The organism is Kocuria sp. ICS0012, from assembly GCF_001665945.1.
Lineage (GTDB): Bacteria > Actinomycetota > Actinomycetes > Actinomycetales > Micrococcaceae > Kocuria > Kocuria marina.
In genome coordinates, this window is the sequence record NZ_LZMM01000046.1 from 211,637 (window position 1) to 225,822 (window position 14,186).

The 14,186-nt window shown below is 68.7% G+C and carries 15 protein-coding genes and 1 pseudogene; 6 read left to right on the forward strand and 10 right to left on the reverse strand.

Annotated features, from left to right (window positions below; translation table 11 throughout):
- Positions 1 to 101: 101 nt before the first annotated feature.
- Together A5728_RS08160 and A5728_RS08165 are read right to left on the reverse strand one after the other, a co-directional pair.
- The gene (locus A5728_RS08160) at positions 102 to 767 is read right to left on the reverse strand and encodes a TetR/AcrR family transcriptional regulator (protein ID WP_064846550.1); all 666 of its coding nucleotides are present in this window, start codon (positions 765 to 767) and stop codon (positions 102 to 104) included.
- Positions 768 to 918: 151 nt separating this feature from the next.
- Positions 919 to 1,746, reverse strand: coding sequence for a hydroxymethylpyrimidine/phosphomethylpyrimidine kinase (locus A5728_RS08165; RefSeq protein WP_064846551.1), 828 nt, complete (start codon positions 1,744 to 1,746; stop codon positions 919 to 921).
- Positions 1,747 to 1,867: 121 nt separating this feature from the next.
- On the opposite strand from A5728_RS08165, the gene A5728_RS08170 reads away from it, so the two are divergent.
- Complete coding sequence (locus tag A5728_RS08170; protein WP_064846552.1) at positions 1,868 to 2,614, forward strand: queuosine precursor transporter; 747 nt, start codon at positions 1,868 to 1,870, stop codon at positions 2,612 to 2,614.
- Between the two features lie 64 nt (positions 2,615 to 2,678).
- On the opposite strand, the gene A5728_RS08175 is transcribed toward A5728_RS08170, so the two are convergent.
- Both A5728_RS08175 and tgt read right to left on the reverse strand, forming a co-directional pair.
- A complete protein-coding gene (locus A5728_RS08175; protein ID WP_064846553.1) occupies positions 2,679 to 3,539 on the reverse strand; it encodes an MBL fold metallo-hydrolase in 861 nt (286 codons plus the stop codon).
- The gene (tgt, locus tag A5728_RS08180) at positions 3,536 to 4,846 is read right to left on the reverse strand and encodes a tRNA guanosine(34) transglycosylase Tgt (RefSeq protein ID WP_367402662.1); all 1,311 of its coding nucleotides are present in this window, start codon (positions 4,844 to 4,846) and stop codon (positions 3,536 to 3,538) included. The genes A5728_RS08175 and tgt overlap by 4 nt, the downstream gene beginning before the upstream one ends.
- Positions 4,847 to 5,059: 213 nt before the next feature.
- On the opposite strand from tgt, the gene A5728_RS14130 reads away from it, so the two are divergent.
- Complete coding sequence (locus A5728_RS14130) at positions 5,060 to 5,296, forward strand: hypothetical protein (RefSeq protein ID WP_156523413.1); 237 nt, start codon at positions 5,060 to 5,062, stop codon at positions 5,294 to 5,296.
- A gap of 26 nt (positions 5,297 to 5,322) precedes the next feature.
- On the opposite strand, the gene A5728_RS08190 is transcribed toward A5728_RS14130, so the two are convergent.
- Both A5728_RS08190 and A5728_RS08195 read right to left on the reverse strand, forming a co-directional pair.
- The gene (locus tag A5728_RS08190) at positions 5,323 to 5,865 is read right to left on the reverse strand and encodes an NUDIX hydrolase family protein (protein WP_035963988.1); all 543 of its coding nucleotides are present in this window, start codon (positions 5,863 to 5,865) and stop codon (positions 5,323 to 5,325) included.
- Positions 5,866 to 5,927: 62 nt separating this feature from the next.
- Positions 5,928 to 7,106 carry a glycoside hydrolase family 76 protein gene (locus tag A5728_RS08195; protein ID WP_064846556.1) on the reverse strand — a complete coding sequence of 393 codons (1,179 nt, stop codon included), beginning with the start codon at positions 7,104 to 7,106 and terminating at the stop codon, positions 5,928 to 5,930.
- A gap of 582 nt (positions 7,107 to 7,688) precedes the next feature.
- Here A5728_RS08195 and A5728_RS08200 point away from each other — a divergent pair.
- Both A5728_RS08200 and A5728_RS14135 read left to right on the forward strand, forming a co-directional pair.
- On the forward strand, positions 7,689 to 8,003 hold the full coding sequence (locus tag A5728_RS08200) for a hypothetical protein (RefSeq protein WP_064846557.1): 315 nt from the start codon (positions 7,689 to 7,691) through the stop codon (positions 8,001 to 8,003).
- 72 nt (positions 8,004 to 8,075) lie between these two features.
- Positions 8,076 to 8,705 (forward strand): HEPN domain-containing protein, encoded by a 630-nt coding sequence (locus A5728_RS14135; RefSeq protein WP_156523414.1) that lies wholly within the window; start codon positions 8,076 to 8,078, stop codon positions 8,703 to 8,705.
- On the opposite strand, the gene idi is transcribed toward A5728_RS14135, so the two are convergent.
- Complete coding sequence (gene idi / locus A5728_RS08210) at positions 8,685 to 9,227, reverse strand: isopentenyl-diphosphate Delta-isomerase (RefSeq protein ID WP_064846559.1); 543 nt, start codon at positions 9,225 to 9,227, stop codon at positions 8,685 to 8,687. The genes A5728_RS14135 and idi overlap by 21 nt on opposite strands.
- A gap of 74 nt (positions 9,228 to 9,301) precedes the next feature.
- Between idi and A5728_RS08215 the strand changes: the two genes are divergently transcribed.
- Together A5728_RS08215 and A5728_RS08220 are read left to right on the forward strand one after the other, a co-directional pair.
- The gene (locus A5728_RS08215) at positions 9,302 to 10,288 is read left to right on the forward strand and encodes a pseudouridine synthase (RefSeq protein ID WP_064846560.1); all 987 of its coding nucleotides are present in this window, start codon (positions 9,302 to 9,304) and stop codon (positions 10,286 to 10,288) included.
- Positions 10,289 to 10,562: 274 nt separating this feature from the next.
- A complete protein-coding gene (locus tag A5728_RS08220) occupies positions 10,563 to 11,582 on the forward strand; it encodes a CAP domain-containing protein (RefSeq protein ID WP_064846583.1) in 1,020 nt (339 codons plus the stop codon).
- A gap of 110 nt (positions 11,583 to 11,692) precedes the next feature.
- Here A5728_RS08220 and A5728_RS08225 read toward each other — a convergent pair whose 3' ends face one another.
- The 3 genes and pseudogenes from A5728_RS08225 to A5728_RS08235 form a co-directional block, all read right to left on the reverse strand.
- Positions 11,693 to 12,799, reverse strand: a complete 1,107-nt coding sequence (locus A5728_RS08225) for a DNA-formamidopyrimidine glycosylase family protein (protein ID WP_064846561.1) — start codon at positions 12,797 to 12,799, stop codon at positions 11,693 to 11,695.
- A gap of 220 nt (positions 12,800 to 13,019) precedes the next feature.
- Positions 13,020 to 13,223 carry a hypothetical protein gene (locus tag A5728_RS08230; protein ID WP_064846562.1) on the reverse strand — a complete coding sequence of 68 codons (204 nt, stop codon included), beginning with the start codon at positions 13,221 to 13,223 and terminating at the stop codon, positions 13,020 to 13,022.
- A gap of 24 nt (positions 13,224 to 13,247) precedes the next feature.
- Positions 13,248 to 14,186, reverse strand: a pseudogene (locus A5728_RS08235) (ATP-dependent helicase); the annotation flags it as partial.

Below are 14,186 nucleotides of genomic sequence, written 5' to 3' on the forward strand. Positions count from 1 at the left end.
CGGGTAGGTGTCGTCGGCCGGGCTGAAGGCTCCCCGTGCTGCAGCAGGCGGCAGGCGTCTGGACAAGTCGACCGGACCCGACGGAGGGGCCGGGCTCGGGATCAGGAGACCGCGCTCAGCGCGGGCGGCTGCGAGGGCAGGCGCACGGGGCGGGAGTCGGCGTCGAACTGGGCGCCCAGACCCCGCTGGATGAACCGGACCGTGGCCAGGGTGCGTTCGCGCTGGGCGCGCTCGCTCTGCACCGACTTGCTGCGATCCGCGGTGGAGGTGAGGGAGCCGTGGACCAGGTCGGACAGCTCGTCGGTGTCGCCCTCCGGGAGGTAGCCCTCGTCCATGGCGCGCTGCAGGATGGACGCGAGGAGGGACTGCAGTTGCTGCACGTGCTCGCCGAGCTTGGCGAAGTCCTCCGGGGACAACACGGTGCGCATGGCCTGGCCGGGAGGCAGGTGCCGGCGGCTGAGGTCCTCGATCTGGAACCGCACGTACACGCCCAACTGGTCTACGGGGTTTTCCACCGCGGCGAGTTCTCGATGCAGGTCCGAGACGAAGCGCTCGGTCTTGTCCAGGGCGTAGGCCACGAGCAGTTCGCCCATGTCCGCGAAGTAGTTGTACACCGCGGTGCGCCCCACCCCGGCGGTCTTGGCCACCTGGGTCATGGTCAGATCGGTGAGCCCGTTGCTGTACAGCAGGTCCCCGAACGCGTCGAGAACGGCACGCTGCGTGCGCTCGCGCTGGGCGGCATTACTGGAAGCGGTGATGCGGGGCATGACGACACCTTACCTGATTCTGTCAGCAAAAGGACGGGGCACTGACGGGCCGTGTGTGTTCTTCCCCCATTCCACCGCATGACCGCGGGGAATGCCCCTTACTTCAGGGCATTCCCCGCGGGCTTTCAGGAACTTCGTCGCCGGTGTTCGGTCAGGCCTCGGCAGCGAGCCCGCCCTGCCACAGGGAGTCGAACGGCAGGTGGGATCCCAGCCGGTGCCGGATGCCGGCGGAGACGAAACTCTTGGCGGTGCGGGCGGCCTGGAACGGGGAGGCGCCCTTGGCCAGCTCTGCGGTGACGGCCGCGGCCAACGAGCAGCCGGCGCCCGAGACCGGGACCTCGCCCACCTTGGGTTCGGACAGCACCTCAAGCGTGGAGCCGTCGTAGAACACGTCCACGGCGTCCCGGCCGGAGAGCCGCACGCCACCCTTCGCGAGCACGGTGGCCCCGCAGGAGTCGTGGATGCGCTGGGCCGCCTCCTTGAGGTCCTCCACGTCGTTGATCTCCTCCATCCCGGATAGGGACAGGGACTCGAAGTGGTTGGGGGTCACGAACGTGGCCAGGGGCAGCATCTGTGCCTTGAGCGCCTGATCGGTGTCCAGCGCGGCGCCCGGTTCCTGGCCCTTGCAGATCAGCACCGGGTCCAGCACCAGGTGGCGGGGCGCGAGGTCCTTCATGGCCGTGGCGACCGTGTGGATCGTGTCCGGGGAACCCAGCATGCCGATCTTCACGGCGTCCAGGTCGTACGCCGCGGAAATGGTCTGCAGCTGGTTCGCCAGGGTCTGCTGGTCCACGGGCGTGAGGCGGTGGCCCCAGTCGTTCTCGGGATCGAACGCCACGATGCACGTCAGCGCGAGCGATCCGAAGACCCCCAGGGACGTGAAGGTCTTGATGTCCGCGAGCGCCCCGGCACCGCCGGTGGCCTCGGAGCCCGCGACGGTCATGGCAACGGGCGGTTGGTTACGTGTGGTTTCGCTCATGCACGCTATTGTGCTCCCGGGCGGGACGTGCCCGCGACTCGGCGCACCACCCCGTTACACTGGGCTCGACGCCGGGTGGCAGACGACGTCCCTGACCCTTCCGTACATCCCAAGGACACCCGTGTCTGACGCCACCCCGCCCCACACTTCCTCCTCCCGCACCGCCGCGCTCGCGCAGGGCGAACGGCAGTCCCTCTTCGCGCGCCGCCCCCGGACGTACTTCGACGTGATCCTGGCCGCGTACTGCGTGATCCTGGTGCTCTCCAACATCGGCGCGACCAAGGGCGTGCAGTTCGGCCCCATCATCACGGACGGCGGGTTCTTCCTGTTCCCACTGGCCTACGTGTTGGGGGACGTGGTCTCCGAGGTCTACGGTTTCCGAGCCGCACGCAAGGCGATCATCACGTCCTTCTTCTTCGGGGCGTTCTCCTCCCTGGTGTTCTGGATCGTGATCATCCTGCCGCCGGCGCCCTTCTACGAGAACCAGAGCGCGTTCGAGACGGTGCTGGGCCCGGTCCCGCTGATCGTGGCGGGTTCCCTGCTGGGTTACCTGGTGGGTCAGCTGCTCAACGCATACGTGATGGTCAAGGTCAAGGAACGCACCAGGGAGAAGCACCTGTGGGCGCGGCTGATCTCCTCCACCATGGTGGGCGAACTCGTGGACACCGTGATCTTCTGCTCGATCGCCGCTCCCATCATCGGGATCGACTCGTGGTCCGCGTTCTTCAACTACGTCCTGGTGGGCTATGTCTACAAGGTCCTCGTGGAGGTCGTGATCATGCCGGTCACGTACGCGGTGATCGGCTGGATCAAGCGCCGCGAACCCGGCTACGACACGCGCGCCCTCGAGGAGGCGAACGCGCGGTAGGAGGGCGCGAGCGGCGTCGTCGTGCCCCCGGCTCGGGAGCCCAAGTAGACGAGGTGCCCCCGGGTCAGTACCCCAGGTAGGCGAGCTGCGCGGCGATGGAGCGCTCCGCGGCGCGCCGTACCCCGGCGGGGACGTCGGCGTAGACGGCGTCCGTGATCGCCTCGACGCTCGCGTCGCGGCCGAGTCCGGCGACGATCTCCCGCACCTGATCCAGGCGTTCGAGCCGGTGCTCCGTGAGTTCCTCGCACACCTCCTGCAGATCCGGCAGGGGTGCGCCGTGAGCGGGTAGCACCGTGACGCCCGAGCGTTGACCGAGCAGTTCGAGGGAGCGCAGATAGTCGCCCAGGGAACCGTCCGGGTGGTCGATCATGGTGGAACCGCGCCCCAGCACGGTGTCCCCGGTAATGACCGTCTCCGGCTCGTCGTGGGGCAACCGGAAGCACATGGAGTCGGAGGTGTGCCCGGGGGTGGCCAGCACGCGGATGCTCACGCCCGCGGCCAGGATGCAGTCGCCGTCCCGCAGGGGCTCGCCGCTGTCCCGGCAGAACTCGGGCAGGGCCGCACGCACGGGCGCACCGGTGATCTCGTGGAGCCGGTCGATGCCGTCCGTGTGATCCCCGTGGCGGTGCGTCACGAGGATCAGCACCACGGTCCCGGTCGCCGCGACCGCCTGCAGGTGCGCCTCGTCCAGGGGCCCGGGATCCACGACGACGACGTCCGGTCCGGGCCACTCGCCCCGGCCCTGCGCGGACGGGTGGTGGCCGTAGTTCGGGTGCTCCGGGCCGTCCCCCGGGGCGGAGAGGATCCACGTGTTGGTGCCGTCGAGGGTCATGGGCCCGGGATTGGGCGCGAGCACCACGCCGGCGCACGCGCTCACGCGGCGCAGGACACCTGGGGTGGCGTGCACGGGCTTGGGGTCGCTCATCGCGGGCCTCCCGTTTCGGAAGGAACAGGGGAGGTCGACGGCGCGCCGTAGTACCTCGCCAGGAAATCGTCACGGTAGTCGAAGTACGTCCCCGCGTCGATGGCGTCCCGCGCGCCGGAGACGAGGTCCAGGATGAAGCGCTCGTTGTGGATGGACGCGAGTGTTGCGGCGTTGCGCTCCTTGGCCTTGAACAGGTGACGCAGGTACGCGCGGGTGTAGTGGGTGCACGTGTAGCACGGGCACGTGTCCGAGATGGGCGTGAAGTCGCGTTTGAAGCGGATGTTCGTGAGGTTGAACCGGCCATCGGGGGAGTAGACGGCCGACGAGCGGGCCACGCGAGTGGGGGAGACGCAGTCGAAGGTGTCCACGCCATTGTCGATCGCGGTGAAGATGTCGTCCGGTTCGGAGATGCCCAGCAGGTGCTTGGGGGTCTCCTCGGGCAGTTCTTCCGTGCACCACCGCACAATGGTCCCCAGCTGACGTTTCTCCAGGGCACCCCCGATCCCGAACCCGTCGAAGCCCATCTTGGCCAGATCCCGGCAGGCCATGCGCCGTAGGTCCTCGTACTGGGCGCCCTGGATCACCCCGAACAGCGCCTGGTAGGGCTTCTCCGCACGGGCCTCGGTGAGCCGGCAGTGCTCGGCCACGCAGCGCAGGGCCCACTTGCGGGTGCGTTCCAGGGCGTCCTCCTGGTACTCGCGGGAATCGTGGAGCGTCGTGAGCTCGTCGAACGCGAACATGATGTCCGCACCGATGTTGTGCTGCACCCGCATGGAGACCTCCGGCGTGAACCGGTGCAGGTCCCCGTTGAGGTAGGAACGGAACCACACGCCGTCGTCGTCCACGCGCGCCATGCGCTTGTGCCCGGGGGCGGGCTGTGCGCCCCCAGGGGACGGTGTGAGCGCGGACATGTCGATGACCTTGCCGAGCCCCGAACCCAGGGACATCACCTGGAACCCGCCCGAATCGGTGAACGTGGGGCCGGGCCAGTTCATGAAGGTGCCCAGCCCGCCGGCGGCGTCCAGGATGTCGTCGCCCGGCTCGAGGAACAGGTGGTACGCGTTGGCCAGCATCGCCTGGGCGCCCTCTGCCGCCATGGACTCCGGGAGCACGGCCTTCACGGCGGCCTGCGTGGCCACCGGGATGAACGCCGGGGTACGGATCGGGCCGTGCGGCGTGGTGATGGTGCCCGTGCGGGCCTGGAACTGGCCGCCATTGTCCCGGATGCGCTGCTGCGGAACGGGAGAATCACGCAGGCGCGTGTGGAGCCGGAAGGTGAACGGGGAGGGGGATTCGGTGCTGGACACCACACCATTGTGCCGGTTGCGCGAAAGCGAGAGACAATGTGGTGTCCCCTCCACCCGATGCCGAAAGAACGAGCGCAATCCGGTGAGTCAGGTCACAGAATTCTTCAGGGTCCTACCGTCCGTGCCTTCACCTCCATCTACGCGCGCAATGAGCCCATCCGCGCGCGGTTCACGCACCAGACCCAGGCGGGGGTTCTCATCACAGCATGCGGGATGCTCGGTGTGTTGCTGTCCAACCTGGGGGCGTCGGAACCGGTGGTGCCCGTCCCGGAGCATCACGGGCTGACCACGGGACAGCTGTGTGCCCACGCCGGTCGGTTTTTCCTGGCCACGGGTGTGGCCGGCATCCTGGGCAGCCTCAGCGGGCTGTCCCACAGCTACTGGGCCATGGTCGCGGCGGACACCCAGGCGATCCCGCTCATGCGGCAAGCAGCCAACGGGGGCACGTGACGCCCCCCGGGCAGATCATCCGCTGTTCAGCGGCCCCAGCCCGCGTGGGCGATCGCCTGGCGGATGAGGTCCTCGCGCCCGCCCTCGAACTCCTCCTGGACATCCGTGGACAGCGCCTCGTCCGGGGTCATCCACGACAACTGCAGAGCGTCCTGACGGGGCTCGCACTCACCGCGCACGGGGACGATGTAGCTCAGCGCCACCGCGTGCTGCCGGTCGTCGGTCAGCCCGGTCTCGGACGGGGACGGGAAGAACTCGGACACCGCGAACGGGACCGTGGTGGACGGCATCTGCGGCATGGCGAGCGGTCCCAGGTCCTTCTCGAGGTGACGCAGCAGCGCCGCGCGCACCGTCTCGCGGTACATCACGCGTCCCGAGACGAACGTGCGCACCATGCGGCCCTCGTCGTTGGGCGTGAGCAACAACCCGATCTCGGACAGACAACCGAGCGGGTCCAGGCGCACGGGGATGGCCTGTACGTACACGATCGGCAGGGACGCGCGGGCACGATTGAGGTCGTCCTCGCTGAGCCAGCCAGGGTTGGGGTCCGGGGTGCGTACTGAACTCATGGTTCGTTTCTACCGTCGTGACGCCCCCGCGGGCCAGGAATCCGCGGCGTCAGCGGCCGAGTTCAGCGATCAGCCGAACGCGCGGCAGCTTCCAGTACGGTCCACGCCTGCACCTGCGTGCTGAGTTCCACCGGGGCGCCGGCCCGCTGCGCCTGGTTCGCGTGCTGCGCCGGTTCGGGGGAGAACACCGCGACCGTCTCGCCCACCGCTCGCACCGCGGCGGGCACCGTGAAGTCCTCGTTCGGATCGAATTCCCGACGCCCGTCCCACAAGGCGTCCGCGGTGTCGGTGACGAGCGCGCGGGCGGTGGCCCGAGCGTCGTCGTCCAGCAACGACGACGACGCGGCTTCGCCCAGGTAGCGCACCAGGATGCCCGTGAACAGCCCGGCGTCACCGCCGCCCTGGCCGCGCAACACGGGTGCACCGTGGGGGCCGGGGACCGTGAACTCCCGGGCCGCGCCGTGGACGAGCCGTGCCGCCCGGTCGAGCCACAGTGCGTGCTCGGCGGGATCCGCGGTGACCTCCGCGAGCTCGAGGGCCGCACCGAGGGCCGGGCCGCTGTTGTAGGTGTAGACGTGCGGGTCCACGGACGTGATCTCCTTCCCGGAGCCCGCCGCGGCCATGCGGATGCCGTCCAGGAACACGCCGCGCTCGGCGTCGAAGAGGGTGTCGAACAACCACGTGAGCAGTGCGCGAGCCTCGGCAGTGCGGTGCATGCGTAGGAATGTCAGCGCCACCGGGGCGGTGGACGCCGTGTTCTTGTAGTCCCGCGTGGTGTTCCACCACGCACCGCCGCCCATGGTGTCGTCGCAACCGGAGGCGAGGCGCGTGGCCAGAGCGGCGCCGTCGTCCTGCACCGCGCGCGATGTGCGGCCCGTGGCGGCGAGGTCCTCGTCACGCAGGCGCCCCACGGCGAGGGTCAGCCAGGCCATGTCGTCGAAGAACACGTTGTTGGTCACCCGCCCGCCGCTGTGCACGGCGATGCCCCGCAGCAACCGGTGCGCGCGGGAGCGGGCCAGCTCAGCGGTGTCCTGGTTGCCGGCGTGGCGCTCGCGGGCCGCGGCGTCCACGAACGCGTCCAGCAAATGGGCCTGCCACCAGTAGTGCCACGGCCCCCGCCACGGGCGCGGGAACGCGACAGCCCCCAGGTACGTGCCCGGCACGCGCAGCGCCCGCGCACCGAACAGGTGGTCCACGGAGTGCGCGGCCTTCGCGGCGCGGTGGGCGGGGGATTCGGACATCGCGGGGCTCCTGGGAGGACGGGTGGGGTGTGTGAGGAGTTTATCGCCCGGTGCTGCTGCGGCTCGCCCGGTGCCCCCGCTGCCTTTTCTGAGTTATCGCAGCTTTTCCCCGTGGTGGGGTGCTTTTACTCCACCAGGAATTCGCGTCGGGGCGTGCGCGGATCCCTGAGCACCTCCCCATACACTCGCTTCATGGGCCCCATCGATTCCCCGACATCTCGCTCCCAACGCCGCCTGCCCCGTTGGTTGGTGGTGCTGATGTCCCCTGGGTGTGGTCCTGGTTCTCAGTGTGGCCTTGGCCTGTCGCGGGCAAGGCTCGGACCAGGATGAGCGTGGGGCCCGGCCATTCGAGGTCCTCGTGCTCCTCCAGGGGAAGGAAACCCATCCTGGTGTAGAAAGCCCGGGTCTGGGCATAGGGGGCGTTCTCGAAGGACGGCCCCACCGGGTGCACGGAGAGCAGCGTGCGGCCATCGCCGGCAGGCAGGGACGACCGTCGGGGCCGAGTGCTCGGTATGGCCCCAGTAAATGCACGAGGAGTAATCACTTGCGGGTGGAATAGGCGCGTGGTGCGCGAGCTCGTGTATGGCATCGACCCAGATCACCCCACTTTGCCTGTTCATGCATCTGAGCGGATTGGAGGCCTGGGCGCAAGCTCCGATCGCGTCCCTGGAGAGCACTTCTGACCAAGCTGAGGAACGGCAGGAGTTCTTCTCCTTGCTGCGTATGAACCGGGCTGTGGTCGTCCGGTACCGAGTGAGGATCGCCGGAGGGCCCGAGCGGCCGTTGGAGGTCGACGGTTGGATGGTTGAAGATCCCCTAGACGATCAACGTCATGACGGCATGGCCGCTCGGAGGGGCGAGTCTGGCGTCGAGCTCATTGCTGCCTGGCTGGAATGACGTCCAGAACTGGGGCGGGCTCCTGAACTGACAGCGAATGTTCTAGCTCGTGGCACGCATGGCGAACGGTTCGTGGACGCAGACTTCTCCACGATGGTCATGTCGCTGGAGGGGGCTACACCGCAAGCTTCACTCTGGGAAAACCGGTGCCCTGACAAAAGCTCAAGAAAAAAGGCCCGTCGCGCCATCGGGGACATCATCGCGAGGGTCAAGGATGAAGGGGAAATAGACGATCTCATAGCCTCCACCCTGAAAAATCGTGTCCTCAATAGCCAGTTGGGAGAACCCACACTTGATCAGCGTATCCAGGACATCTTGGACGATGTACAGCCACTGGTGCCGATAATCTGTGGGACGGCTGCCGGGGCACACGACCTGTGGAAGAGAGAAGTGAAGAGCCTGCGGAACAACTACGCCCATGGCCTGGAGAAGCAGACCCAGCTCAGGAAAAACCTTGTGCTTTCTACCTCGCTGACCGTCTTGGTGGCCTCCCGTTGCCTCGTGTATGTCGGGTGCTCCCCGGAGAAGCTGGTGGAGTCGATCCCACTCACCGAGGGTGGAGGTAATTTGGTGCGCTGGGGAAGAACACTGATGCCAGATTTCTACGCCCCGAATAACCCGAGGGACGATCAACACACAACGGCCAAAGGTGACCCGATCCAGGATGGTGAACCTGGGCCCTCAGCCCAGCGCCTCCCGTAGCACGGGTTCGCGGATCTGGTCCGCGAGCCACGGGCTGAACGCGAACGGGGCGCTCTCCACCGCGGCCACGAGGTCGTGGGGGGCGGCCCACGAGTACTCGGCGACCTCGGACTCGGCGGGACGGGGATCGTCGTCGGCGACGGCGATGAACACCGGGCAGAACTCATTCTCAACGACCCCGGAGGCGTCCGTGGCCCGGTAGCGGAACTCGGGCAGCACCACGGTGAGGTTGCGGATCTCCAGACCGAGTTCCTGCTGGGCACGGCGGGCGACGGCGTCCTCGAAGGACTCGTCCGGGCCCGGGTGACCGCAGAAACTGTTGGACCACACGCCGGGCCACGTGCGCTTACCGAGCGCGCGGCGGGTCACCAGGACCTGGCCGCGGGAGTTGAGCACGTGGCACGAGAACGCCAGGTGCAGGGGGGTGTCCTCGGTGTGAACCGTGGATTTCAGGGCCGTTCCGGTGGGTTGGTGTTGATCGTCCAGGAGCACCACGCGCTCCGGGCTGGTGTGCTCGCTCACGAGGCCGCCTCACGGTCATGTGTTAGGTTCCAGGCCATGGTAACCGCCGGATCGGACACGCAGTGAGACGACGCGTGAACCCTCCGCTACCCACGGTGCGCGGCGTCGGGCCCGCGCGGGTCCGGATGCCCGGCCCGGGTTCCCCGGACCCGGTCTTGCGGGCTCTGGACGGTCTCCCGACCACGGCCGCGGACTACGTCCAGCAGCGTTTCCCGGACGACGCCGCGTGGTTCGCCCACGAGGTCGCCGCCGGTCGTGTCCGCGAGGACGACGGCGCCGTCGTCACCCCGGCCACCCCTTACGAAGCGGGGGTCTCGGTATGGTTCCACCGCCCGGTCCCGGACGACGACGCCGCGCCCATCACCCTCGACGTGCTGTACGAGGACGAATGGATCCTGGCGGTGGACAAACCGCACGGGCTGTGCAGCACACCGAAGGGCGAGAACGTCCGCCGCTCCGTGGTGGTGGCTGCGCGGTGCCAGTTCCACAACGACGAGATCTCCGCCGTGCACCGGCTGGACCGCTCCACGGGCGGGGTGCTGCTGCTGAGCAAGCACGCGGCGGACCGCGGGGTGTTCCACCGCATGTTCCAGGAGCGCACGGTGACCAAGACCTATTGGGCCGTGGCCCGCGTCAATGATCGGGTGGGGAAGGAGCCGGTGCGCGTGGAGTCCCGGATCCGCAAGATCCAGGGAGTCGTGCAGGCCTTCGAGGAACCGGGTGACGTCAACGCCGTCACGGACATCCGCCTGCTCGAACGCTTCACCGATGACGCGGGGCAGTGGGGTTGCTACGAGATCGCTCCGCTGACCGGGCGCACCCATCAGATCCGGGTGCACATGAACTCGTTGGGCCTCCCATTACGCGGGGACAAGCTGTACCCGGTGCCGCTGGACGATTTCGACGTGGAGGACCCGGACAACCCCATGCAGTTGATCGCCCGCTCCCTGACCTTCACCCATCCCATGACGGGTGAGATGATCACCGTGAGCTCACGTCTGTCACCCAGCGCCCACACGGCTCGTCAATCCGGGGCGTCCAGCGAACTTCTGACACATTGACCTGCAAGGGCAAGGTTGACCATCCGTCGAAGGATGCCGAAACGTTCCGACCGAGCGTGATGTAACACACCAAAACCCGGCTACCCCGGGGTACCCTTATCAGCGGGTCTTCCCCCCTCATCGGGCCCGTACAGGGGCTGTCGTACACACAGCCCCGAGTCGGTTGGCACATGCCACCACGAGCTGTCCCCCCACAGCGCGTACGTCTGTCACACCCTCGTGGTGTCATGCCACGGAGGTGCGGGCGCGTGCGCCCAACGACGAAATGGTCCCCATGTCACATCACCGCATTCCTGCCCTCGACGGGTACTCCCCGACCCGACGAGCCTTCTCGAACCTGGCCGCGACCATCACTGCGGCTCTCATGATCCTGAGCGGGGGCCTGTTCACCGGCACCCCCGCGCAGGCCGCACCCTCCGACATCGTGTCCGTGTCCAGCAGCACGCGGGCGGCGGACGCGCAGAAGCTCCTGAACCTGATCAACCAACACCGGGCATCCAAGGGCTTGGCCCCGGTGAAGTACTCCAAGTCGCTGTCCGGCATCGCCCAGAGCCAGTCCGACCGACTGGTCAAGGAAGAGGTCATCGACCACAGCAACCTGTTCCTCACGGACCGCCGGGCCGCCGGGTACAACGCGGCGGGGGAGATCCACGCGCTGTCGTGGCAGAACTCGGTTCCCGACCTCATGAACTGGTGGAAGGGCTCCCACGCGCACAACAAGGTCCTCACGGACCCCCGGATGCAGGTCGTGGGGATCGGACTGACCTACGTGGACGGCCGGTTGTCCGGCACGGGCGAGGGCTGGCGCCTGGTGGGCACCGTGGATTCCTACGGCTACCCGGCCGGCAGCGGTCCCTCGGACGTCACCCGCACGGTCACTGCGGCAGCGCCGCGCCCGCAGGCCGACACCGTGGCCGCGAAGCCCGTGGCACCCCCGGCCTACACGGTCAAGGGCGGCATCAAGAGCCGGTACCAAGCACTGGGTGGCGCGGCCAAGTTCGGCTATCCGACCATGAACGAACGCGGCGGCCTGGTCAACGGCGGCGTGTACCAGAACTTCAGGGCCGCGGGCGGTGCCCAGTACAAGTTCATGTGGTCCCCGTCCTCCGGCGCGCACGTGATCAAGGAGACCGGCGTGATCGGCAAGCGCTGGAAGGCCGCCGGCTTCGAGCGAGGGTGGGGCTACCCCGTCACCGAGGAGTACCGCGTGGGCTCCGAGATGCGCCAACGCTTCTCCAAGGGCTACACCGTCCATTGGTCCTCGGTCACGGGCAAGACCTGGGTCACCCGCTGACGCACCACGAACCGGAACGTCCGGATTCGCCGACGGCGCGCGCACGGGGTGCGTTCCGGTCCTGACAGGCCCGGGCGCACCCCGCAGCCGATTCCCTTTTCGTCAGCCCGTCACTCGCTCTGGCAGCGCGGGCACCACACGATCTTGCGCGGGTGCTGCACTGCGGTGCCCGGCGCCGTCGTGGTGCCGTCCGGCGCGGGGACGGTGAGCAGAGCGTCGTCGATCTCTCCGCGCCGCAGCACCGCGCCGCACCGGGGACACGGTTGGCCGTCCTTGCCGTACGCCCAGAACAGGGGGCGCCCCTGCGGTGCCTGCCCCACGGTCGAGCGCATCGAGCGGTCCTTGTTCAGGTGCAGCAGCTTGTGCGCGAGCGTCACGATCTCGCGCAGCTTGCCCTCCGGCAGGGAGCCGACCGTGACCCATGGATTGGTGCGCGACATGAACAGCACCTCCACGCGGTACACGTTGCCGATCCCCGCGAGGTTGCGCTGATCCATGAGCGCGGTGCCGATCGCCCGGTCCGGTTGCGCACCCAGCCGCTCGAGGGCCTTCTCCAGGTCCCAGTCCGGTCCGAGGATGTCCGGGCCCAGGTACCCCACGAGTTGCTCGTCCTCCAGGCGGGTAGGCACCAATCGGACGTCCTTGACGTCGAAACCCACGGCCTCCACGTCCTCGGTGCGCAGGATCGCACGGATGGTGTGCGAGCCTTGCCCGATCGCCACGTCCGCGCTGAGCCGGGTCCTCGCCTCCGCACGCGATCGCACGCTGCCGCCCCGCCGGGCCTGTCCCCGCGGTCGGTAGGGACTCGCCCCGGGTCGGCTCGTGCGCATTCCGTTCCTTGCTCGTGACGACGACGCCGCTCGCCCGCTTCCGGCCGGAGCATCACCTTTGCTGCGTGCCGCTCGTGGTTCCCCGCCGGAGCCGGTTGTGGCGCCCCCCGCCGGTTCCCGGTCGAAGACTCGCCACGTGCCGTCCATCATGAGGTGGGAATGTAGGGTGAGGGGCTCGGCCCCGGATCTCAGCTCGGCCGCATCGGGGGCCTGGGAGAGTCGGATGAGGATGTGCTTCCCCCGCGGCACCACGGCCACGACCGTGCGCCCGGACACGTCCGATGTGGCGAGTGAGGGCACCCGGAAGTCCGAGCTCACGATCACGGACCCCTCCAGCGCCTCGCGCAGCATCTTGCACTGGCGGTAGACGGAATCACCTTCAGGCACCTGGGCCTCCTAGGTAGGGTGGGGTGTTCAGTGTCGAACGGGAGTGGGCTCGGCGGCAGTTCGCAGCTGTGGCGTCAGTGCCACCGTCGCAGCATTGCGGCGACATCATGGAGATCGGCTCGGCCACTCGCCGTGGCCTCCAGCAACCCCACATCGCGCAATGGGCCGACTCCGAGATCGTTGATCACCACGAGTAGGTCCTCGGTCGTGAGGTACCGCGTCACCGCCCGAGCCGGTCCAACACATCGGCATAGCGTGCACGTGCACGCGCCGACGCTTCGGTCACCTGCCGCTCGTGACCTCTCCGGGCCGCAACTTCGTGGATGGCTCGGATCGTGGCTTCCTGACGGCTGATGCCGTCCGCTTCGGCCAGGGCGGCGAGAGCGAGTTCGTCGTCCTCGGTCAGCCGCAAAGTCATCGCCATGCCCCTCAAGGTATCAAAGTGGTATCAGCCGGACCTGCCCCCGCCCACGGGAGCCCGCATCCGCACGCTGCGCGGGGTCTGGTAGAAGCCGCCCGCCAGCAGACCGTCCCGGACCGCGGTCACGAGGTCCTCGGAGGAGAGCACCGAGTCGCCGTTGACCTTCTCGACCACGAGCGAGTCCATGGCCCTGCGCTGCACGAGCTCGGCCACGGCCTCCGCCGCGAGGCGCAGCAGGGCCGGGTCTGACACGAACGCGAGCGCGGTCTTCCCGCCACGTTCCAGGTAGAGGATCAGCGCCCCGTCCACGAGCACCACCACGGCACCGGCCTTGCGCCCCGGGCGGTGCTTGGTGCTGGATTCGAGAGCCACCGCTTCCGGCCAGTCCAGCGCGGCACCGTAGGGGTTGGCGGGGTCCGTGGCCGCGAGGGCGAGGACGCGGGGTTCGGCCTTGCGAGCGGCGTCGTCGTCCGTGAAACTGCGCAGCACGTCAACCGTCGCGGGTTGCGTGAACTGGGCGGCGCCGAGGCCCTCGATGAAGTACCCGCGCCGCGCGCGGCCCGCGTCCTCGAGTGCGCGCAGGACCTTGTAGACGGTGGAGAACCCGCCGGGGACGTCCTCCACCGCCACGGGACCGCGCGTGAGGATGCCGTAGCGGTCCAGCAACAGCTCCGCTTGGGCCTGCGCCCGCACGGTGGGGTTGAGCGGTTCGGGGCGCAGCACGGACCAGCGCCCGGCCGTGACACGGTCCTCACCGCCCCCCGCGGCGCGAACGACGCGAGCGCCGTCGCCGGACGCGGACGCCGCCGGATCCACACCGCCGGGGCCGCGGGCACGGGCCCGCAACCGCGCGGCGCCGCGCCGCCCGGCCGTACGGGAACGGCCCGGGCGCTTGGGCGTCTTGTGCGCGGAGTGCCCGCCCGAGACGAGTGCGCGCACCGGGGGGGGGGGGGGGGGGGTGGGGCC